This is a genomic window from Pseudomonas palmensis, assembly GCF_049942755.1.
Lineage (GTDB): Bacteria > Pseudomonadota > Gammaproteobacteria > Pseudomonadales > Pseudomonadaceae > Aquipseudomonas > Aquipseudomonas palmensis.
The window spans coordinates 3,103,705-3,124,557 of the sequence record NZ_CP187958.1; the positions used below are offsets into that span (position 1 = coordinate 3,103,705).

The window sequence follows — 20,853 nt, forward strand, 5'->3', positions numbered from 1 at the left end:
GGCGCAAATCGGCGTCGATGGTAACGGAAGGGCCGGTGCCTGCAAACGACCTTCGCCAGAATGCCCAACGAATTGAATTTGTTGGGCTTTGTGCAAGCTGTTCCGGCCTCTTCGCTGCCCAGGTTCTGTACTGGCCTTGAGGGCAACGGTGCACCGGTGGGCGCTGGCCTGCCAGCGAAGGGCACAGCGCCTGTGTCAGCAGTGAGAAACGATCAGTGAAGGTCGGCTTCGGGCACGCTCAGGCGCCGGGGCAGGGCGTCGGTATTCCAGTGCTGGGCGGCGTGCGCGAGTACCTCGCTCGGCGTACCCAGCGCCATGTCCGCCTCGACCGGTTGGCCGAGCGCACGCAAGGCCCGCAACAGCAAGGGTGTGGCCTGGTCCGCCGGCAACGGTGCCGAGCGATACGACTTGCCCAGTTTGTGCCCGTCGGGCTGGGTGATCAGCGGCACATGCAGGTAGCGCGGCTGCGACAGGCCCAGCAGCTCCTGCAGGTACAGCTGGCGCGGGGTGTTGTCGAGCAGGTCGGCGCCGCGCACGATATCGGTCACGCCTTGCCAGGCATCGTCCAGCACCACTGCCAGCTGGTAAGCGTACAGGCCATCGCGGCGCCGGATCACGAAGTCGCCCACCTCGCGTCCCAGGTGCTGCTCGAAGCGGCCCTGCAGACGGTCGGTGAAGTGATAGCTCAGCTCGGGCACGCGCAGGCGAATGGCCGCGTCCTCCTGGGCGTGGCCCAGGTTGCGGCACAGGCCCGGATAGATACCGTTGTACCCTTCCAGCTGCTTGCGCGAACAGGTACAGGCGTACGCCAGGCCCTGCTGGAACAGGCGCTGCACCACGGCGGCATAGGCGTCGTGACGCTGGCTCTGGTACACCACTGCGCCGTCCCAGTGCAGGCCGTAGTTTTCCAGGGTATGCAGGATGGCGGCCTGGGCGCCGGGGGCTTCGCGCGGCGGGTCGATGTCTTCCATGCGCAGCAGCCATTGCCCGCCCACCGCGCGTGCGTCCAGCCACGAGGCGAGGGCGGCGACCAGCGAGCCGAAATGCAGAAAACCACTGGGGGTGGGGGCGAAGCGCCCGATGTAGCGCGGGGTGTTCATCACAGGCGGGTAGATCCGACAGCCATAAATGAAACGGGGCGCCTTGAGCGCCCCGTTCTGTTCAGGTCAGGCCTTGCCGACCTGTTTTTCCTTGATTTCCGCAAGGTTCTTGCAGTCGAAGCACTTGTCGGCGGTAGGGCGGGCCTCCAGGCGGCGCACACCGATTTCAACACCGCAGTCTTCGCACCAGCCGTAGTCCTTGTCCTGGATCAGTTGCAGCGTCTTGTCGATCTTCTTGATCAACTTGCGCTCGCGGTCACGATTGCGGAGTTCCAGCGCAAATTCTTCTTCCTGGCTGGCACGGTCTGCCGGGTCGGCAAAGTTGGCTGCCTCTTCCTTCATGTGGTCTACAGTCCGATCCACTTCCTTCATCAGGTCCTGCTTCCACTTGTTCAGGATGGAGACAAAGTGGGCCCGCATGTCATCGCTCATGTACTCCTCACCCTTACCAGCTTCATAGGGGGTGAAGTCGCCAACGGCTTGAACGGTTTGTTTCTTTTCTTGGGTGGACATGAATAGACCGCCTCTCACTCTTCTAATCCATTGCGCAGGCTTCTCCATCTCCGGCGCCCGCCGGCCCTGCGACTGCGAGCCGCCGAACTTACCAGATCGAATCGGGGCGCGCTACTCCCGGTTGTCTCCCCGGTTGACCACGGCTTTACCCACACGTTCGTTCCCATGCATGGGTAGAATCATCATTTTAGACCCATTTGAGAGAAGGCCATGGCCCAGCCCTACAGTGCGCGCAGTCGCGCCATCGAACCCTTTCATGTCATGGCGCTGCTGGCGCGGGCCAACGAACTGCAGGCAGCCGGGCATGACGTGATCCACCTGGAGATCGGCGAGCCGGACTTCACCACTGCCGCGCCCATCGTCGAAGCCGGCCAGGCTGCCCTGGCCGCTGGCCACACGCGCTACACCGCGGCACGCGGCCTGCCTGCGCTGCGCGAGGCGATTGCCGGGTTCTATGCCCAGCGTTACGGGGTGAACATCGACCCGCAACGCATCCTGATCACCCCGGGCGGCTCGGGCGCATTGCTGCTGGCGGCCAGCCTGCTGGTCGACCCAGGCAAGCACTGGCTGCTGGCCGACCCGGGCTACCCGTGCAACCGGCACTTTCTGCGCCTGGTCGAGGGCGGTGCGCAACTGGTGCCGGTCGGCCCCGAGGCCAACTACCAGCTCAATGCCGACCTGGTCGAGCGTTACTGGGACAACGAGACCGTCGGTGCACTGGTGGCCTCGCCCGCCAACCCCACCGGCACGGTGCTCGACCGCGAGCAACTGGCCAGCCTGTCGCAGGCCACCCGTGCGCATAATGGCCACCTGGTGGTCGACGAGATCTACCACGGCCTGACCTACGGCATCGACGCCCCTAGCGTGCTGGAGGTCGATGACGAAGCCTTCGTGCTGAATAGTTTCTCAAAATATTTCGGCATGACCGGCTGGCGCCTCGGCTGGCTGGTAGCGCCGCCTGCAGCGGTCGCCGACCTGGAGAAGCTGGCGCAAAACCTCTACATCAGTGCGCCTAGCATGGCCCAGCATGCTGCGCTGGCCTGTTTCGAACCCCGCACGCTGGCGATTTTCGAGGAGCGTCGCGCCGAGTTCGCGCGGCGTCGCGACTTCTTGTTGCCGGCCCTGCGCGAGCTGGGTTTCGGTATCGCGGTGGAACCGCAAGGGGCGTTCTACCTGTACGCCGATATCAGCGCGTTCGGCGGTGATGCCTTCGCGTTCTGTCAGCACTTCCTCGAAACCGAGCACGTAGCCTTCACCCCGGGCCTGGACTTCGGTCGTCACCAGGCCGGGCACCATGTGCGGTTTGCCTACACCCAGAGCCTGCCGCGCCTGCAGCAGGCGGTCGAGCGGATCGCCCGCGGTTTGCGGAGTTGGCAAGGCTGATGCGTTTTTTCCCCGAACTTGAGCAGGCGCGCCTGCTGCGGCGCTACAAGCGTTTTCTGGCCGACATCGAACTGGCCAACGGCGAACAGATGACCATCCACTGCCCCAACACCGGGTCGATGCTCAACTGCATGCTGGAGGGCGGCAAGGTCTGGTTCAGTCGGTCCAGTGACCCCAAGCGCAAATTGCCGGGCACCTGGGAAATCGCCGAGACCCCGCAAGGCCGGCTGGCCTGTGTGAACACCGGGCGGGCCAATGCCATCGTCGAAGAGGCGCTGCACGCCGGGCGCATCACCGAGCTGGCCGGCTTCACGGCGCTCCGGCGGGAGGTGGCCTATGGAGAGGAACGCAGCCGCATCGATTTTCGCCTGGAGTACCCCACAGGGCCGGCCTATGTCGAGGTCAAGAGCGTGACCCTGGGCTTCGACGGCTCGCGGGTGGCGGCGTTTCCCGACGCGGTGACCCAACGTGGCGCCAAGCACCTGCGCGAACTGTCGGCACTGGTGCGCCAGGGCGTACGGGCGGTGCAACTGTATTGCGTGAACCTGAGCGGCATCGATGCGGTGCGCCCGGCCGAGGAAATCGACAGCGCCTATGCCGCGGCCTTGCGTGCAGCGGCAGCCGAAGGTGTCGAGGTGCTGGCCTACGGCGTGCACCTGGACGGCGAGCAGATCAGCATCGACCGCGCATTGCCGGTGATGCTCACGTCGTAATGAGCCAGATGCCCTGGCTGTCTTCACGGCAGTCCAGGGCCTGCAATGCATCCCCGGTACAGGGGCCGGCCACGCATTCACCGGACTCCGGCACGAACAGTGCGCCGTGATGAACGCAGGCGATCAGTTGGGCGCTGGGGTCCAGGAATTGGTCTGCCTCCCAGTTCAGGCTGATGCCACGATGAGGGCAGCGGTTGCGGTACAGGTAGACGCGGCCCTGACGACGTACGCCGAACAGATCGATGCCTGCGGCCTTGAAGCCACGGCTTTGGCCCTCGCCCAGATCGGACGGGCGGCAAAGAAGGTGCATGGGTAGGTTCACTTGAAGAAACGAGAGTCGGCTTGACGTCCAAATGCAAATAATTATCAAATTGCCCGCAATGGCCGTGCCCGGCGTCTTTATACCGCGAGTACGGACACTGCCCAACCGTTATCCACCTGGACAACGGTCCGCCTTCATCTAAGGAAGCCTTGCTATGCGCCGACGTGCCAGCCTGATCGCCCTGTGTATCGGGCTTGTTTTCAACTCGGCGGCCCAGGCCGAACCCCTGGCCGCCCGCTGGGTCAGTGCCGGCGGTGCGCTGAGCGAGTGGGTGGTGGCGCTGGGCGGCGAGTCGCGGCTGGTGGGCGTCGACACCACCAGCCAGCACCCTGCGAGCCTCAAGGCGCTGCCCAGCATCGGCTACCAGCGTCAGCTGTCGGCCGAAGGGGTGCTCAGCTTGCGCCCGGACCTGCTGGTGGGCACCGAGGAGATGGGCCCGCCAGAGGTGCTCAAGCAGCTCCGGGGGGCCGGGGTGAAGGTGGAGCTGTTTTCGAGCACGCCCGAGCTGCAGGCTGTGCATGGCAACCTCCGGCAACTGGGCCGCCTGATGGGCGACGAGGCACAGGCAGAGCGCCTGTTCGGCGAGTACCGGCAGCAGCTTGACGGGCTGGCGGCACGAATCAAGGCAGTGCAGGGCAGTCAGGCGGCCCCTGGCGTGATTCTGCTGGTGGGGCATGGCGGTGCCAAGCCGATGATCGCGGGCAAGGGGACCGCAGGCGACTGGATGATTCGCCAGGCCGGCGGGCGCAACCTGGCCGACAATGACGGCTACAAGAACTTCTCGGTCGAGGCGCTGGCGGCGCTGAACCCCCAGGTGCTGGTGTTTGCCGATCGCAGCCTGTCGGGCGAGGCGGCGCTGCAGGCCCTGCTCAAGGAAAACCCGGCGCTGGCGGCCTCTCGCGCAGCACGGGACAAGCGTCTGGTCGAACTTGACCCGACCTTGCTGGTGGGCGGCCTCGGGCCGCGTCAGCCGGCCAGCCTGCAAGCGCTGGCGCAAGCCTTCTACCCGGCGGCCAAGGCGCAACTGGCCCCATGAATCGACTGGTACCACCGCGTGCTCTGTTCATCGGCCTGAGCCTGCTGTGCCTGTTGGCGGTGTGGCTGTCATTGGCACTGGGGCCGGTCAGCCTGCCGTTGCTCGACACCCTGCGAGCCGGGCTGCGCCTGGTAGGCGTGCCGATTCAGGCCCAGGGGCTGGAGCAGGCCGAACTGATCCTGGGCCAGATTCGTCTGCCGCGCACCTTGCTCGGGCTGGTGGTCGGCGCGGTGCTGGCGATTTCCGGGGTGGCGATGCAGGGCCTGTTTCGCAACCCGCTGGCCGACCCCGGCCTGGTCGGGGTGTCCAGCGGTGCTGCACTCGGGGCGGCGGTGGCGATTGTGGGCGGCAACTGGCTGGGGGGCGTGCCCGAGGTGTTCGCGCCCTATCTGTTGTCGATCTTCGCCTTTCTCGGCGGGCTGGGCGTGACGGCGCTGGTCTACCGGTTGGGCCGGCGTGACGGTCAGACCAGTGTTGCCACCATGCTGCTGGCGGGCATCGCCCTGACCGCCCTGGCCGCCTCGGTGGTGGGGCTGTTCACTTATCTTGCCGATGACGCCACGCTGCGTACGCTGACGTTCTGGAACCTGGGCAGTCTCAATGGCGCAAGCTACACGCGCCTGTGGCCGTTGTTGCTGGTGGCGGTGGTGGTGACCTGGTGGCTGCCACGCCGGGCCGAGGCGCTCAATGCCCTGCTGCTGGGTGAGTCGGAGGCGCGCCACCTGGGTATCGAGGTCGAAACACTCAAGCGCGAACTGGTGTTCTGCACCGCGCTGGGCGTGGGGGCGGCGGTAGCGGCGGCGGGGTTGATCGGTTTTGTCGGGCTGGTGGTGCCGCACATGGTGCGACTGTTGTCCGGCCCCGACCATCGCGTGTTGCTGCCGGCGTCGCTGCTGGCCGGAGCGTCGCTGCTGCTGTTCGCCGACCTGATCGCGCGGCTGGCACTGGCGCCGGCAGAACTGCCGATTGGCATCGTCACTGCATTTATCGGCGCCCCCTTCTTCCTTTTTCTGCTGCTACGGGGGCGTGCCTGATGCTACGGGTGGAGAACCTGCAGGTGGTGCGCGGGCAGACCCGGGTGCTCGATGGCATCACCCTGGGCATCGAGCCGGGGCAGGTGCTGGGTGTGCTGGGCCCCAATGGTGCTGGCAAGAGCACCTTGCTCGCAGCGTTGTGCGGCGAATTGCCTGCCCATCATGGCCGTGTGCTGCTGGATGAGCGTGCGTTGGGCGACTGGAGCGGGCATGAGCGGGCACAACGCCTGGCGGTACTGCCGCAGACTTCAAGCCTGGGCTTTGCGTTTCGTGTCGAGGAGGTGGTGGCCATGGGGCGACTGCCCCACCGCACTGGTCAGGTGCGCGACCAGGCAATCGTGGCCGAGGCGCTGGAGGCGGCGGATGCCGGGCACCTGGTCGGGCGCAGCTACCTGGCGCTGTCGGGGGGCGAGCGTCAGCGAGTGCACCTGGCGCGGGTGCTGGCGCAGCTCTGGCCAGGGGGCGACGGCTGCACGCTGTTGCTCGACGAGCCGACGTCCATGCTCGACCCCCTGCATCAGCACACCACGTTGCAGGCGGTCAGAGCCTTTGCCGACCGTGGTGCGGCGGTACTGGTGATCCTGCATGACCTGAACCTGGCGGCGCGCTATTGTGACCGCATCCTGCTGCTCGAACGTGGCTGCCCGCATGCGCTGGATACCCCTGAACATGTGCTTCGGCCCGAAGCGCTGCGCGCCGTGTTCGGCCTTGAAGTACTGGTTCAACCTCACCCCGAGCGGGGGCACCCGCTCATCATCGCCCGCTAGGAGCTCGCCCATGCCTCGCACGTTGCTGTTTGGCACCCTGTTGCTGCTGGCGTTGGGACTGAGCGCTTGCCAGTCCGGCGCAGCGTTGGCGCCACTGCCGCAGTGGCAAGGCCCGCAGGGGCGCGAGCATGCCGAGCTGGGGCAGATCCGCGAGTTGAGCACAGGCCGGTTACTGACACCGGAGCAACTGGTCCGGCGCCTGGCTGCGGCACCGCGGGTGCTGGTGGGGGAGCAGCACGACAACCCCGATCACCATGCCTTGCAGTTGTGGTTGTTACGCGCGCTGGAGCAGCAACGGCCGCAGGGCAGCCTGCTGTTGGAGATGCTGGAGCCGGCGCAGCAGGCGCGGGTGGATGCACTCAAGCAGCAGCCTACGCTACCGATCGACCTGGTGTCGGCGCTGCACTGGCAATCAGGTTGGGATTGGGCCCTGTATGGCCCGATCGTGCGCCATGCGCTGGGGCAGCCCTATCCGTTGCTGGCGGCGAACCTTGATCGCGCCGAGGTGCGGGATATCTACCGCCAGGTACCGAAGTTGGAGGGGCAGCACGCTACGACCGCTGCGGTCACCCAGGCCTTGCTCGACCAGGTACGTGAAGGGCATTGCGGGCTGCTGCCTGAATCGCAGATGCCGGCCATGCTGGCGGTACAGCAGCAGCGTGACCGGCGAATCGCCCAGCGCCTGATGCAGGTGCCGACGCCGGCCCTGCTGTTGGCGGGGGCCTATCACGTGCGCAACGACTTGGGCGTGCCCTTGCATCTGCTGGACCTGGGGGTAGAGCAGGGCACCAGCGTGCTGATGCTGGCGCAGGTGGGGGAGAAGGTGGACGCAGGCATGGCCGATTACGTGTGGTTTACCGCTGGCGTGGCCGAGCAGGATTACTGTGCGAGCCTGCGCAAGGGCGGGTGATACAGGCTGGGAATGTGTGGTGGCCCTTTTTTGCTGGCTTGCCAGTGCATAGGCCATGACAGGCAACTCAAATCCCAGGCAAAAAAAGACCCGGCAAAGTGCCGGGTCAATAACCGTGATTAGCCTGATGAGGAGATAATCTGAGAGTCCGAACCAAGGTCTTTCAGAATATCCAACCAGTCTCGCGACCAGTTGTGATAATCATAACGATTCTCATTTCGAAGTCAATCCTTTCATTCTGCTTATTTCAATTATTTTTGCAGGGCGCCTTGGCATCCAGCTGTTTGTTCAGCGCATCCTTGCGTTCAACGGGGATGTCGTTCCAGTGCACATCCAGCAGCGCGCCTTCTATCGCGTAGAGCAGCACCTTCGAGGCACGAAAGCCGCGGCTGCGTACCGCGTGGTAGGCGTTCACCGCGCCCAGCCGACGAAGGTCCGAGAGACTGTGGATGCCCACCGCATGCAGCCACTGCGCCGACGTCTTGCCAAGATTTTTCAGATGCTGAAGTTCATCGTTCATCAAGCCTCCTTGCGACGGCTGAACGGGTCCTGGAGATTGATTCGTGGGCAGGTCAAGAAGGAGTGTAGCGGCAGTTGGAAAATACGCGGCGTTTTGCCATGGGCGGTGCACGGCGGGGCCTGCAGCCACCGCCGGCATTGCCAGGCGGTGTCTGTCGGCAGATGCTTTCAGCGGGTGCGGTAACGCAGGCGGGTGCCGAAATTGACCGACATCAGAATCTCGTCGGCACTCAGTTCTGCGGGGAAGTAGGTGCCGGAGATCTGCGCATGGGCCAGGCTGGCACCTTCGAGGCAGTTCTCGCGCAGGTCCAGCCCACGCAGGTCGGAGGCGCGAAAGTAGGCGCCACTGAAATCGATGCCCTCGGTGTCCAGCTTGCGCAGGTCCAGCCCTCGAAAGTCACCGTCCTTGAAGTCGACAATGGCGTTCCTGGGCTTCTCACGATTGAATTCCGCGATGTGTTCCTTGTGCACCAGAGCGTATAGCGCGCTGTCGAGCTGGCGTGGCTGGTTCATGAGGGCGCCTCCTTGTGTGGCCTGATGATGGCATTATAGTGCCACTGTGCGGAGGCGCCCGAGATAGAGGCGTGAAGTGTGGACTGCTTCACGCCCTCGCCGTTTTAAAGGCCGGGCAGGCGCTGGCGAATCTGCTTGACCAGTTCATCCAGGCTGCCGCTTTCGTTGGTTTCCACGCGCTTGGCCTTGAGCAGCTCTTCGCCTGTCAGCGGGTCGCGACTGGCTTGCTGGGCGGCGACCACTTCCAGAGTGGCGTCGGACGGGTCGTTCTGGTCGGCCTGGCGCTGTGCCAGCCAGCTGGCGATCACGGCGTCCGGTGCATTGCAGTCGAGGATCAGGAAGGGAACGCCGGTTTCGCTGGCAACGTCGGCGGCGGCCTGGCGCTGTGCCTGCTTGAGGTAGGTGGCATCGATCACCACCGGGAACCCCGCGCGCAGGATTGTTCCGGCCAGCTGATGCAGGTGCTGGTAGGTCTTCTGGCTGGCGTCATCGGCGTAGATGCCTTGTTGCAGCTGACCGGCGGCCTGCTCGGCCTGCTCGCCGAACAGGCGCTTGCGTTCAACGTCCGAGCGCAGGCGAATGGCACCCAGTGCTTCGACCATGCGCATGGCGACATGGCTTTTGCCAACGGCCGACACACCGTGGGTGATGGCCAGCAGGCGCGACGGGATAGCGCTGTAGCTTTCGGCCAGGTTGGCGTAGTTGCGGTACTGACGCAGGGTGGTGGCCCGTTGTACGCCATCGGCGTCGGCCGGCATGCTGAACAGCGCGACCTTGGCCCGCACCAGCGCACGGTAGGCCTTGTAGAAGTTCAGCAGTTCGAGGCCGGCGTAATCGCCGGTGATTTCCAGGTACTGGCTGATGAAGCGCCGCGCCAGCGACTTGAGGCCGCGGTCTTCCAGGTCCATGGCCAGGAACGCCGTATCGGCGTACACATCGGTCAGGCGGAAGGGTTCGTTGAATTCGATGCAGTCAAAAATCACCACCTTGCCGTCGATCAGTGTGGCGTTGCCCAGGTGGATATCGCCATGGCACTCGCGTATGAAACCTTCGGCCTTGCGCGTTTCGAACAGGCCGTGCAGTCGATCGAAGCTGCTGCGCGCCCAGGCCTGCAACGCATCGAGCTGCACCAGGTCGGCCTTGTCGCTGAGGAACGGGCGAATCTGTTCGAAGTTCTGTTCAACCGGAGCCATCACGCTGTCGGGCGTGCCCAGCGGGTGTTCGACAGCCACTTTCGGTGCGGCCAGGTGGAACTGGGCGATCTGGCGGGCCATCTGGTCGATATGCGCAGCGGTCAGTTCGCCATTGGCCTGCAGCGTGCTGAGCATCTGGTTCTGGGGGAACTGGCGCATTTTCAGCGCGTACTCGATCGGCGCGCCGTCACCTCCCAGCTGCGGGGCCTCGACGCTGCCGGTGATGGGCAGTACTTCCAGGTACAGGTCGTCGGTCAGGCGCTGGTTGAGGCGCAGTTCTTCGGCGCAGAAATGCGCGCGACCCGACAGCTCGGTGAAGTCCAGGAAGCCGAAGTTCATCGGTTTCTTGATCTTGTAGGCGTATTCGCCCGTGAGCAGCACCCAGGAAATGTGCGTCTCGATGACCTGGAATTCCTTTACAGGGTGCGCAAACAGGGCCGGGTTTTGCAGGGCGGCGATCAAGGCTTGGCTCACGGTCGATCCTTCTGGGTCGTGGGAGATTCGAATCGACCATTATGGCGGCAAGCGGGGCCGCTGCAAACCGCCGGAGGGCGTCTGTCGACAAGCCATAAAGTGCGTATAATCCGCCGCCATGACTCGTACCCGATCTTCCCGTACCTCTAAAAAACGCCCTTCTGGCCGCGCGCGCGCCTGGTTGGGCTGGGCCCTCAAGCTCAGCCTGGTCGGCCTTGTGGTGCTGGCCGGCTTTGCGGTTTATCTCGATGCCGTGGTCCAGGAAAAATTCTCCGGCAAACGCTGGACCATCCCGGCCAAGGTCTACGCACGCCCGCTCGAGCTGTTCGTCGGGCAGAAGCTGAGCAAGAACGACTTCCTGATCGAGCTCGACGCCCTGGGCTATCGCCGCGAAAGCGTGGCCAACGGCCCGGGCGCGGCCTCGGTCAACGGCAACACCATCGACCTCAATACCCGCGGCTTCCAGTTCTATGAAGGCATGGAAAAAGCCCAGGGCGTGCGCGTACGCTTCTCGGGCGACTACGTTGCCGGCCTGAGCGGTACCAATGGCTCGAAGCTCGACGTGGTGCGCCTGGAGCCGCTGCTGATCGGCGGCATCTACCCGAAGAACCTTGAAGACCGCATCCTGATCAAGCTCGATCAGGCGCCGCCCTATCTGCTCGAAACCCTGGTGGCGGTGGAAGACCGTGATTTCTACCATCACTTCGGGGTGTCGCCCAAGTCGATTGCGCGGGCCATCTGGGTCAACACCTCGTCCGGTGCCATGCGCCAGGGCGGCAGTACCCTGACCCAGCAGTTGGTCAAGAACTTCTACCTGACCAACGAGCGCAGCCTCAGCCGCAAGCTCAACGAAGCGATGATGGCGCTGCTGCTCGAAGCCCACTACAGCAAGCGCGACATCCTCGAGGCGTACCTCAACGAGGTGTTCGTGGGCCAGGATGGCCAGCGTGCGGTGCACGGTTTCGGCCTGGCCAGCCAGTTCTTCTTCAGCCAGCCGCTGTCCGAGCTCAAGCTGCACCAGGTGGCGCTGCTGGTGGGCATGGTCAAGGGGCCGTCCTACTACAACCCGCGTCGTTCCCCGGAACGCGCGCTGACGCGTCGCAACCTGGTGCTCGACCTGCTGGCCGAGCAGGGCGTGGCGACCCCCGAAGCGGTCGAGGCCGCGAAGAAAATGCCACTGGGTGTGACCAAGCGCGGCAGCCTGGCGGACAGCTCGTTCCCCGGCTTCCTCGATCTGGTCAAGCGCCAGTTGCGCCAGGACTACCGTGACGAAGACTTGACCGAGGAGGGGCTGCGTATCTTCACCAGCTTCGACCCGATCCTGCAGATGAAGTCCGAAGCGGCGATGAACGAAACCTTCAAGCGCCTCAGCGGGCGCAAGGGGGCGGACGAAGTCGAGGCGGCGATGGTGGTGACCAACCCGGAAACCGGGGAGGTGCAGGCACTGATCGGCAGCCGCCAGGCCGGGTTTGCCGGATTCAACCGTGCCATCGACGCCGTGCGTCCCATCGGCTCGCTGGTCAAGCCGGCGGTGTACCTGACCGCGCTGGAAAAACCGAGCCAGTTCACCCTCACCAGCTGGGTGCAGGATGAACCCTTCTCGGTGAAGGGCGCCGACGGCCAGGTGTGGAAGCCGCAGAACTACGACCGGCGCGCCCATGGCACGATCTTCCTGTACCAGGGGCTGGCCAATTCCTACAATCTGTCGACCGCCAAGCTTGGCCTGGAAGTGGGCGTGCCCAACGTGCTCAAGACCATTGGCCGCCTGGGTGTCAACGTCGACTGGCCGGCCTTCCCGTCGATGCTGCTGGGTGCCGGGGGCATGTCGCCGGTGCAGGTTGCGACCATGTACCAGACCCTGGCCAATGGCGGCTTCAACACGCCGATGCGAGGCATCCGCAGCGTGCTGACCGCCGAGGGCGAGCCGCTCAAGCGCTACCCGTTCCAGATCCAGCAGACCTTCGACCCGGGCTCCATCTATCTGGTGCAGAACGCCATGCAGCGGGTGATGCGTGAAGGTACCGGGCGCTCGGTTTACAGTGTATTGCCCAGTTCGTTGAACCTGGCCGGCAAGACCGGTACCAGCAACGATTCGCGTGACAGCTGGTTCGCAGGGTTCAGCCAGGACCTGCTGGCAGTGGTGTGGCTGGGTCGCGATGACAACGGCAAGACACCGTTCACCGGCGCCACCGGCGCGTTGCAGGTCTGGACCAGCTTCATGCGCAAGGCCGACCCGCTGCCGCTGGACATGCCACAGCCTGACAACGTGGTGCAGGCCTGGGTCGATCCGCATACCGGCCAAGGTTCCGATGCCAGCTGCCCGGGCGCGGTACAGATGCCGTATATTCGCGGCAGTGAGCCAGTGGCCGGCGCCGCCTGTGGCGGCGAGCAGGCACCTGCCGAGTCCGTGATGGACTGGGTCAAGGGCTGGATGAATTAAGCCAAAGCACAGCAAAGAGGGTGTGACGTGAACAAGTGGTTGTTTCCTGCCTTGACGGCACTGGCTTTGCTTACAGGTTGCGCCAGCGTGCAGCGTGGCTCGATCCCCGTAGTGGATTCAGGGACGCGGGTTTCCAACAGCGAGCGAGTGTCGGCCAACCGTGCCGGCGCTGCCGTGAACACCGGTACTCGCCAGGCGCAGGCGATGCCGCAGGATTCCGGGGTGACGGTGATGGTGCCCCAGGGCGCCGGCTCCGAGCCGATCCAGACCTTTGCGGCGCCTACCGGGCCAGCGTCGATCGACACCGGGCCGATTACCCCAGGCCCGCAGAATTCGGCGCCGTTCCCGAGCACCAGCAGCGGTGGCTACAGCGCACCGAGCGCACCCACCGGCATCCCCAGTTCGAACACCGGCAGCGGCGGCCTCTCGGCTGACGAACAGCTCGATGGCCCGGTGCTGGCGCTGTTGACCACGGCGCAGACGCAGCAGACCGGCGGCGATCTCAACGGCGCCTCGTCCAGCCTTGAGCGTGCCCAGCGCATTGCCCCGCGTGAACCGCAGGTACTCTACCGTCTGGCCCAGGTGCGACTGGCCCAGGGCGATGCGGCGCAGTCCGAACAGCTGGCGCGCCGTGCCCTGACCTACGCCAACGGTCGCCCCGATCTGCAGGCCGGCCTGTGGGACATCATCGCCCAGGCGCGCGACAAGCAGGGTGACGCCGCCGGCGCCGCGCTGGCTCGCCAGAAAGCCAAGGTCAGCCTGTAATGGAGGCGCGCATTCTGGCGATTGCAGACCACCTGCTGCTGATAGAGCACGAGCTGCACAGGCAGGGCTGGTGGGCCGCCGAGGCGCCCAGTGCGCAAGCCCTGGCCAGCACCACGCCGTTCGCCGTCGACGCCATGAACTTCGATCAGTGGCTGCAGTGGATCTTTCTGCCGAAGATGAAACAGATACTCGAAAGCGGTGCGCCGCTGCCCAGTGCCTCGGGCATCCTGGTGATGGCTGAAACGGTGTACGTGGATCGGCCGCAAGAAAGTCGCGAGTTGCGTCGTCTATTAGCAGAGTTTGACCAATTGATCAGTGCTTCTGCCTGAATTTCCCTATTTTCACCCTAAGAGCCGCAGATTGTGGCTCTTTTTGTTTCTGAAGTTTGTTTTTCTGCTGCTGTCTTTGTAATTCGTGGTGGCTGCGGATCGTCATTTGGAAAAATTGGCAATAATTTTTCTTGACTTGCAGGCGCAGAATCAGAAGAATCCAGTTTCCGCTGTAGAGGGACTGCCAGAAGCAGACCCGCTAAGCAGATCATGAGGCGCACACCCGCGCCGACCTGTTACACCCCGCAACGCGTTACCTCGCGCTGGGTGGGAAAACCCCGCAACACTTTGGGGCGCTCCCAATACTTGCTCAGTCAGTGCTGACGTAGTCGGCGATTTCGTCGCTCATGCTCTGCTTGGCAGTAAACCTATTAAGACCCGTCCTGCCTGGACGGTATTCTGGCGTTTTAGAGGTGAACAACGTGGAGCTTTTATCTGGCGCTGAAATGGTCGTCCGCTTTTTGCGTGACGAAGGCGTTAAGCACATCTACGGGTACCCTGGCGGTGCTCTCCTGCATGTATACGATGCCCTGTTCAAGGAACCGGAAGTAAGCCACATCCTGGTTCGCCACGAGCAGGCGGCAACCCACATGGCCGACGGCTATGCCCGTGCCACCGGCAAGGCCGGCGTGGTACTGGTGACTTCCGGTCCGGGTGCCACCAATGCCATCACCGGTATTGCCACGGCGTACATGGACTCCATCCCGATGGTCATCCTCTCCGGTCAGGTGCCCAGCACCATGGTCGGTACCGATGCCTTCCAGGAAACCGACATGATCGGTATCTCGCGGCCGATCGTGAAGCACAGCTTCATGATCAAACATGCCTCGGAAATTCCTGAAATCCTGAAAAAAGCCTTCTACCTGGCTGAATCCGGTCGTCCTGGCCCGGTTGTCGTCGATATTCCGAAAGACATGACCAACCCGGCCGAGAAGTTCGAGTACGTCTACCCGAAAAAGGTCAAGCTGCGCTCCTACAGCCCGGCCGTTCGCGGGCACTCGGGTCAGATCCGCAAGGCCGCCGAGATGCTGCTGGCCGCCAAGCGTCCGATCGTCTACTCCGGCGGTGGCGTGATCCTCGGTGGTGGCTCGGCTGCGTTGACCGAGGTCGCGCAACTGCTCAACCTGCCGGTCACCAATACCCTCATGGGGCTGGGTGGCTATCCGGGCACCGACCGTCAGTTCCTGGGCATGCTCGGCATGCACGGCAGTTACACGGCCAACCTGGCGATGCACCATGCCGACGTGATCCTGGCCGTCGGTGCGCGTTTCGACGACCGTGTGGTCAACGGCCCGGCTCGGTTCTGCCCGAATGCCAAGGTCATCCACATCGACATCGACCCGGCATCGATCTCCAAGACCATCAAGGCCGATGTGCCTATCGTCGGTCCGGTCGAGAGCGTGTTGAGCGAAATGCTCGCCACCTTGCGCGAAATCGGCGAGAAGCCTGATCAGGCGGCGATGGATGCCTGGTGGAAGCAGATTGCCGAATGGCGTGGCGACGGCATCATGTTCCCGTACAACAAGGGCGATGGCAGCGTCATCAAGCCGCAGACCGTGATCGAAACCCTGTGCGAAGTCACCAAGGGGGATGCGTTCGTCACCTCCGACGTGGGTCAGCACCAGATGTTCGCGGCGCAGTACTACCGCTTCAACAAGCCGAACCGCTGGATCAACTCCGGCGGCCTGGGCACCATGGGCTTCGGTTTCCCGGCGGCCATGGGCGTCAAGCTGAACTTCCCGGACCAGGACGTTGCCTGTGTCACCGGCGAGGGCAGCATCCAGATGAACATTCAGGAGCTCTCTACCTGCCTGCAGTACGACCTGCCGGTAAAGATCGTCAACCTGAACAATGGCGTGTTGGGCATGGTTCGCCAATGGCAGGACATGGCCTACAACAGCCGTCACTCGCACTCCTACATGGAATCGCTGCCTGACTTCGTCAAGCTGGCCGAAGCCTATGGTCACGTGGGTATCCGCATCACCGACCTGAAGGACCTCAAGCCCAAGCTCGAGGAAGCCTTCGCCATGAAAGACCGGTTGGTGTTCATCGATATCCAGGTCGACAACAGCGAGCACGTCTACCCGATGCAGATCAAAGACGGCTCGATGCGCGATATGTGGCTGAGCAAGACGGAGCGGACCTAATCATGCGGCACATTATTTCCCTGCTGTTGGAAAACGAACCAGGTGCCTTGTCCCGTGTGGTCGGCCTGTTCTCGCAGCGCAACTACAACATCGAAAGCCTGACCGTCGCCCCGACCGAAGACCCGACCCTGTCGCGCCTGACGTTGACCACGGTTGGTCATGACGAGGTGATCGAGCAGATCACCAAGAACCTGAACAAGCTGGTTGAAGTGGTCAAGCTGGTCGACCTGTCGGAAAGCGCGCACATCGAGCGTGAACTGATGCTGGTCAAGATCAAGGCCACGGGTGCGCAGCGTGCCGAGATCAAGCGCACCACCGATATCTATCGTGGGCAGATCGTCGACGTCAGCAGCACGGTCTATACCGTGCAGCTGTCGGGCACCAGCGACAAGCTGGACAGCTTCATCCAGTCGATTGGTACCGCGTCCATTCTCGAAACAGTACGCAGTGGTGTCACCGGCATTGCCCGTGGCGACAAAGTGCTCAGCATCTAACTCAAAAAATTAGCGAATGGCCTGAAAGGGCCGAGATAACCAGGGGTATTTTCATGAAAGTTTTCTACGACAAAGACTGCGACCTTTCGATCATCCAGGGCAAGAAAGTTGCCATCATCGGTTACGGTTCCCAGGGCCACGCTCAAGCGTGCAACCTGAAAGACTCCGGTGTGGATGTCACTGTCGGTCTGCGTAAAGGTTCGGCCACCGTTGCCAAAGCCGAAGCCCACGGCCTGAAAGTGGCTGACGTGGCAAGCGCTGTTGCCGGTGCCGACCTGGTCATGATCCTGACCCCGGACGAGTTCCAGTCGCAGCTGTACAAGAACGAAGTCGAGCCGAACATCAAGAAGGGCGCCACCCTGGCCTTCTCCCACGGTTTCGCTATCCACTACAACCAGGTCGTTCCACGTGCTGACCTGGACGTGATCATGATCGCGCCAAAAGCGCCTGGTCACACCGTACGTTCCGAGTTCGTGAAAGGCGGCGGTATCCCTGACCTGATCGCCATCTACCAGGACGCTTCCGGCAATGCCAAGAACGTTGCCCTGTCCTACGCCGCAGGCGTTGGTGGCGGCCGTACCGGCATCATCGAAACCACCTTCAAGGACGAGACCGAAACCGACCTGTTCGGCGAGCAGGCCGTTCTGTGCGGCGGTACCGTCGAGCTGGTCAAGGCCGGCTTCGAAACCCTGGTTGAAGCGGGCTACGCGCCAGAAATGGCCTACTTCGAGTGCCTGCACGAACTGAAGCTGATCGTTGACCTCATGTACGAAGGCGGTATCGCCAACATGAACTACTCGATCTCCAACAACGCCGAATATGGCGAGTACGTGACCGGCCCTGAAGTCATCAACGCCGAATCCCGTCAGGCCATGCGCAATGCCCTGAAACGCATTCAGGACGGCGAATACGCCAAGATGTTCATCAGCGAAGGCGCTACCGGCTATCCTTCGATGACCGCCAAGCGTCGCAACAACGCTGCCCACGGTATCGAAGTCATCGGCGAGCAACTGCGTTCGATGATGCCTTGGATCGCAGCGAACAAAATCGTCGACAAGGCCAAGAACTGATCTTGATCTGATGCGATGAAAACGCGGCTTCGGCCGCGTTTTTTCGTTTAGGCAGTCAGCTTCTGGTATAAAGCTTCATCGTTTGCCGGCGAACCCTCGTCGCAGACGTCTGTCGAAACTTTCCAAACCGTTGCAAGGTAATGTCCATGAGCGAACGTCCCGAAGAGCCGAACAAGGCCTCTGACGCCGAAAGCCTGCTACCGATCGATGAGCATGTTGAAGAAGGGCATGACGCCGAAGGACGCAAGGTACGGCATCGCGGCATCTATCTGCTGCCCAACCTGTTCACCACTGCGAACCTGTTCGCCGGTTTCTATTCGATCATCAACTCTATGAGTGCGCAGAGCGCCCTGAGTGCCGGTGATCCGCGCGAAGCGAGCAAGTACTTCGCTTTCGCCGCCATCGCGATCTTCGTCGCCATGGTGCTCGATGGTCTGGACGGGCGTGTTGCCCGCATGACCAACACCCAGAGCGCCTTCGGCGCCGAGTACGACTCGTTGTCCGACATGGTCGCCTTTGGCGTGGCCCCGGCGTTGCTGGCCTTCGGCTGGGCACTGGGTGACATGGGCAAGGTCGGCTGGATGGTTGCCTTCATCTATGTGGCGGGTGCGGCATTGCGCCTGGCACGCTTCAATACCCAGGTCGGCAAGGCCGACAAGCGCTACTTCATCGGCCTGGCCAGCCCGGCGGCAGCCGGCGTGGTTGCGGGTACGGTCTGGGCGTTCAGCGACTATGGCATCCAGGGTTCCAAGCTCTCGTTCCTGGTGGCGCTGCTGGTGGCGGCTGCCGGCATGCTGATGGTCAGCAACATCAAGTACAACAGCTTCAAGGAGCTGGACCTCAAGGGGCGGGTGCCGTTTGTGGCGATCCTTGTGGTGGTGCTGGTGTTCGCGGTGGTGTTCAGCGATCCGCCACGCATTCTGCTGCTGATTTTCCTCGCGTATGCCGCGTCGGGTCCTATCCAGTACCTGTTGCGTTCGCGTCGCAAGAAAACCACCGAGCAGTGATGTAATTTCCCCAAGGCTCCGTAGTCTACTGGTGCATCAGCTCACCGGTTCTACGGAGTCTTTATGCTTATCAAGCTGTCCCGGCCTTCCGACTGCAAAGAATCGGAAATCACGCCTGAGTCCCTCTATCTCTCCCGACGCGCTCTGCTGGGTGGCACTGCGGCTGCATTGGCGGTCGGCAGCTTGCCGCGCTGGGCCGCTGCCGCCGAGGTTTCGCAGTATGCGGACGTCGACGCCGGTGCTGCCCCCAACTGGTTTGCCGAAAAACTGCCGGGCACCCAATGGCAGGCGGTAACGGTCAAGGGTGAAGCGATCACGCCGTTCAAGGATGCCACGCACTACAACAACTTCTACGAGTTCGGAACCGACAAGGGCGACCCTGCTGCCAATGCGGGTGCGCTGCCGACTTCGCCATGGACGGTGGTGGTGGATGGCGAGGTCGGTAAGCCGGGCCGCTATGCGCTCGAAGACTTCATGAAGCCTTATCAGTTGCAAGAGCGCATCTACCGGCTGCGTTGTGTGGAGGCCTGGTCGATGGTGATCCCCTGGTTGGGGTTTCCGATTTCGGCATTGCTCAAGCAGGTGGAGCCGACCTCCAAGGCCCGGTACATCCGCTTCGAAACCCTGCAGGATCCAAAGCACATGCCCGGGCAGCGTTCGGGCTTCGCCTTGATCGACTGGCCCTATGTGGAAGGGCTGCGACTGGATGAGGCGATGAACCCGCTGGCCATCCTGGCGGTGGGCATGTATGGCCGCGAACTGCCCAACCAGAACGGTGCGCCGCTGCGCCTGGTGGTGCCGTGGAAGTACGGGTTCAAGAGCATCAAGTCCATCGTGCGTATCAGTCTGGTCGAGCAGCAGCCGCGCACCACCTGGCAGAACATCGCGCCTGAAGAGTACGGGTTCTATGCCAACGTGAACCCCACGGTGGACCACCCGCGCTGGACCCAGGCCCGTGAGCGCAGGCTGCCCAGCGGCCTGTTCAGCCCCAACGTTCGCGATACGCAGATGTTCAACGGCTATGCGGACGAAGTGGCTTCTTTATATAGCGGCCTGGACCTGCGGAAGAACTACTGATGCGCTATCCACTGTTTCGTTTCGCGGCCTTTCTGTTGGCTTGTGTCTGGCCGCTGTACTGGCTGGCCCAGGCTGTGCTCGATGCGCTGGGCCCCGATCCGGGCAAGGTGCTGGTGGACAGGATGGGGCAGGGTGCTCTGGTCATGCTGCTGGTAACGCTTTGCATGACGCCGTTGCAGAAGCTGACAGGCTGGTCTGGCTGGATCGTGGTGCGCCGGCAGCTCGGCCTGTGGTGCTTTGCCTATGTGCTGATGCACTTGTGTGCCTACCTGTTCTTTATCCTCGGGTTGGACTGGGGGCAGTTGGGCGTCGAGTTGCGCAAGCGCCCTTACATCATTGTTGGGAGTTTGGCGCTTGTCGGGCTGCTGGCACTGGCGGTGACCTCCAACCGCTACAGCCAGCGCCGCTTGGGCGCGCGGTGGAAGAAGCTGCACCGGCTTGTTTACGTGATCCTGGGTCTGGGGCTGCTGCATTTTCTGTGGATAGTGCGGGCAGACCTCAAGGAATGGACGGTGTACGCGGTCATCGGTGGGTTGTTGATGCTGCTGAGAGTGCCTTCTATAGAGAGGCGTATTCCCCGTGTGGGAGGACGCAAGCGTGTATCGGTGACGAAAGTTTCAAATTAGCCCTTGACGCACGATTTAATCTCTCTATAATTCGCCCCACTTCCGGCGCAGTCGGAACGAAAAACTCCTTGAATATCAACGAGTTGGACGTTTCGGGTCAGGCTGGAGGTGCTTCGATCGAAAGATCGGCAGCGGTGAAAAAAGGTGGTTGACAGCAGGTTGTAACGCTGTAGAATTCGCCTCCCGCTACGAGAGATCGAAGCGAGTCAAGTGTTTGAAGTGAAACGAAAAACTTCAAAATAAACGCTTGACAGGCTCTGGGGAAAGCGTAGAATGCGTGCCTCGGTTGAGACGAAAGATTCTTGACCAACCGCTCTTTAACAACTGAATCAAGCAATTCGTGTGGGTGCTTGTGAGCTCAGACTGATAGTCAGAAAGATTATCAGCATCACAAGTGGCTGCACGAAAATCGAAAGATTTG

The 20,853-nt window shown here is 62.7% G+C and carries 21 protein-coding genes; 15 read left to right on the top strand and 6 right to left on the bottom strand.

Annotation, left to right across the window (positions count from 1 at the left end; translation table 11 throughout):
• Positions 1-212: 212 nt before the first annotated feature.
• Both gluQRS and dksA read right to left on the bottom strand, forming a co-directional pair.
• Positions 213-1,100: a tRNA glutamyl-Q(34) synthetase GluQRS gene (gluQRS, locus tag ACPRTJ_RS14255; RefSeq protein ID WP_253086406.1), complete on the bottom strand. Its 888-nt coding sequence runs from the start codon at positions 1,098-1,100 to the stop codon at positions 213-215.
• Between the two features lie 66 nt (positions 1,101-1,166).
• Positions 1,167-1,613, bottom strand: a complete 447-nt coding sequence (gene dksA / locus ACPRTJ_RS14260) for an RNA polymerase-binding protein DksA (protein ID WP_043863802.1) — start codon at positions 1,611-1,613, stop codon at positions 1,167-1,169.
• A 210-nt stretch (positions 1,614-1,823) separates the two neighbouring features.
• Between dksA and ACPRTJ_RS14265 the strand changes: the two genes are divergently transcribed.
• The gene (locus ACPRTJ_RS14265) at positions 1,824-2,996 is read left to right on the top strand and encodes a pyridoxal phosphate-dependent aminotransferase (RefSeq protein WP_078481321.1); all 1,173 of its coding nucleotides are present in this window, start codon (positions 1,824-1,826) and stop codon (positions 2,994-2,996) included.
• Entirely contained in the window at positions 2,996-3,709 is a 714-nt protein-coding gene (sfsA, locus tag ACPRTJ_RS14270; RefSeq protein ID WP_054916531.1) for a DNA/RNA nuclease SfsA, read from the top strand. Before ACPRTJ_RS14265 ends, sfsA begins: the two co-directional genes overlap by 1 nt.
• On the opposite strand, the gene ACPRTJ_RS14275 is transcribed toward sfsA, so the two are convergent.
• Positions 3,699-4,019: a Rieske (2Fe-2S) protein gene (locus tag ACPRTJ_RS14275; protein ID WP_054916530.1), complete on the bottom strand. Its 321-nt coding sequence runs from the start codon at positions 4,017-4,019 to the stop codon at positions 3,699-3,701. The two genes, sfsA and ACPRTJ_RS14275, sit on opposite strands and share 11 nt — an antisense overlap.
• A gap of 166 nt (positions 4,020-4,185) precedes the next feature.
• Between ACPRTJ_RS14275 and ACPRTJ_RS14280 the strand changes: the two genes are divergently transcribed.
• The 4 genes from ACPRTJ_RS14280 to ACPRTJ_RS14295 are packed head-to-tail and all read left to right on the top strand — an operon-like array spanning position 4,186 to position 7,778.
• On the top strand, positions 4,186-5,067 hold the full coding sequence (locus tag ACPRTJ_RS14280) for a heme/hemin ABC transporter substrate-binding protein (protein WP_054916529.1): 882 nt from the start codon (positions 4,186-4,188) through the stop codon (positions 5,065-5,067).
• A gap of 50 nt (positions 5,068-5,117) precedes the next feature.
• On the top strand, positions 5,118-6,101 hold the full coding sequence (locus ACPRTJ_RS14285; protein ID WP_426429125.1) for a FecCD family ABC transporter permease: 984 nt from the start codon (positions 5,118-5,120) through the stop codon (positions 6,099-6,101).
• Positions 6,101-6,868 (top strand): heme ABC transporter ATP-binding protein, encoded by a 768-nt coding sequence (locus tag ACPRTJ_RS14290; protein ID WP_426427044.1) that lies wholly within the window; start codon positions 6,101-6,103, stop codon positions 6,866-6,868. Before ACPRTJ_RS14285 ends, ACPRTJ_RS14290 begins: the two co-directional genes overlap by 1 nt.
• A gap of 10 nt (positions 6,869-6,878) precedes the next feature.
• The gene (locus ACPRTJ_RS14295) at positions 6,879-7,778 is read left to right on the top strand and encodes a ChaN family lipoprotein (protein WP_426427045.1); all 900 of its coding nucleotides are present in this window, start codon (positions 6,879-6,881) and stop codon (positions 7,776-7,778) included.
• A gap of 247 nt (positions 7,779-8,025) precedes the next feature.
• On the opposite strand, the gene ACPRTJ_RS14300 is transcribed toward ACPRTJ_RS14295, so the two are convergent.
• The 3 genes from ACPRTJ_RS14300 to ACPRTJ_RS14310 all read right to left on the bottom strand — a co-directional run bounded on the left by ACPRTJ_RS14300 (position 8,026) and on the right by ACPRTJ_RS14310 (position 10,477).
• The gene (locus ACPRTJ_RS14300) at positions 8,026-8,298 is read right to left on the bottom strand and encodes a TfoX/Sxy family protein (protein WP_043863794.1); all 273 of its coding nucleotides are present in this window, start codon (positions 8,296-8,298) and stop codon (positions 8,026-8,028) included.
• Positions 8,299-8,465: 167 nt separating this feature from the next.
• Positions 8,466-8,810 (bottom strand): pentapeptide repeat-containing protein, encoded by a 345-nt coding sequence (locus ACPRTJ_RS14305; protein WP_043863793.1) that lies wholly within the window; start codon positions 8,808-8,810, stop codon positions 8,466-8,468.
• Between the two features lie 104 nt (positions 8,811-8,914).
• Positions 8,915-10,477, bottom strand: a complete 1,563-nt coding sequence (locus ACPRTJ_RS14310; protein WP_043863792.1) for an AAA family ATPase — start codon at positions 10,475-10,477, stop codon at positions 8,915-8,917.
• Between the two features lie 118 nt (positions 10,478-10,595).
• On the opposite strand from ACPRTJ_RS14310, the gene mrcB reads away from it, so the two are divergent.
• From mrcB to msrQ, 9 genes are all read left to right on the top strand, one after another.
• Positions 10,596-12,917, top strand: coding sequence for a penicillin-binding protein 1B (gene mrcB, locus ACPRTJ_RS14315; protein ID WP_054916525.1), 2,322 nt, complete (start codon positions 10,596-10,598; stop codon positions 12,915-12,917).
• A gap of 27 nt (positions 12,918-12,944) precedes the next feature.
• Complete coding sequence (locus ACPRTJ_RS14320; protein ID WP_054916524.1) at positions 12,945-13,682, top strand: hypothetical protein; 738 nt, start codon at positions 12,945-12,947, stop codon at positions 13,680-13,682.
• Positions 13,682-14,011, top strand: a complete 330-nt coding sequence (locus tag ACPRTJ_RS14325; protein ID WP_258660060.1) for a YqcC family protein — start codon at positions 13,682-13,684, stop codon at positions 14,009-14,011. The genes ACPRTJ_RS14320 and ACPRTJ_RS14325 overlap by 1 nt, the downstream gene beginning before the upstream one ends.
• A gap of 422 nt (positions 14,012-14,433) precedes the next feature.
• Complete coding sequence (locus tag ACPRTJ_RS14330; protein ID WP_043863936.1) at positions 14,434-16,158, top strand: acetolactate synthase 3 large subunit; 1,725 nt, start codon at positions 14,434-14,436, stop codon at positions 16,156-16,158.
• Between the two features lie 2 nt (positions 16,159-16,160).
• Positions 16,161-16,652, top strand: a complete 492-nt coding sequence (ilvN, locus tag ACPRTJ_RS14335) for an acetolactate synthase small subunit (protein ID WP_043863788.1) — start codon at positions 16,161-16,163, stop codon at positions 16,650-16,652.
• 53 nt (positions 16,653-16,705) lie between these two features.
• Positions 16,706-17,722, top strand: coding sequence for a ketol-acid reductoisomerase (ilvC, locus tag ACPRTJ_RS14340; RefSeq protein WP_043863787.1), 1,017 nt, complete (start codon positions 16,706-16,708; stop codon positions 17,720-17,722).
• 146 nt (positions 17,723-17,868) lie between these two features.
• A complete protein-coding gene (gene pssA / locus ACPRTJ_RS14345; RefSeq protein ID WP_043863786.1) occupies positions 17,869-18,729 on the top strand; it encodes a CDP-diacylglycerol--serine O-phosphatidyltransferase in 861 nt (286 codons plus the stop codon).
• A 63-nt stretch (positions 18,730-18,792) separates the two neighbouring features.
• Entirely contained in the window at positions 18,793-19,806 is a 1,014-nt protein-coding gene (gene msrP / locus ACPRTJ_RS14350; RefSeq protein ID WP_078481314.1) for a protein-methionine-sulfoxide reductase catalytic subunit MsrP, read from the top strand.
• Positions 19,806-20,432 (top strand): protein-methionine-sulfoxide reductase heme-binding subunit MsrQ, encoded by a 627-nt coding sequence (gene msrQ / locus ACPRTJ_RS14355; RefSeq protein ID WP_104571935.1) that lies wholly within the window; start codon positions 19,806-19,808, stop codon positions 20,430-20,432. The genes msrP and msrQ overlap by 1 nt, the downstream gene beginning before the upstream one ends.
• The last annotated feature ends 421 nt before the right edge of the window (positions 20,433-20,853 follow it).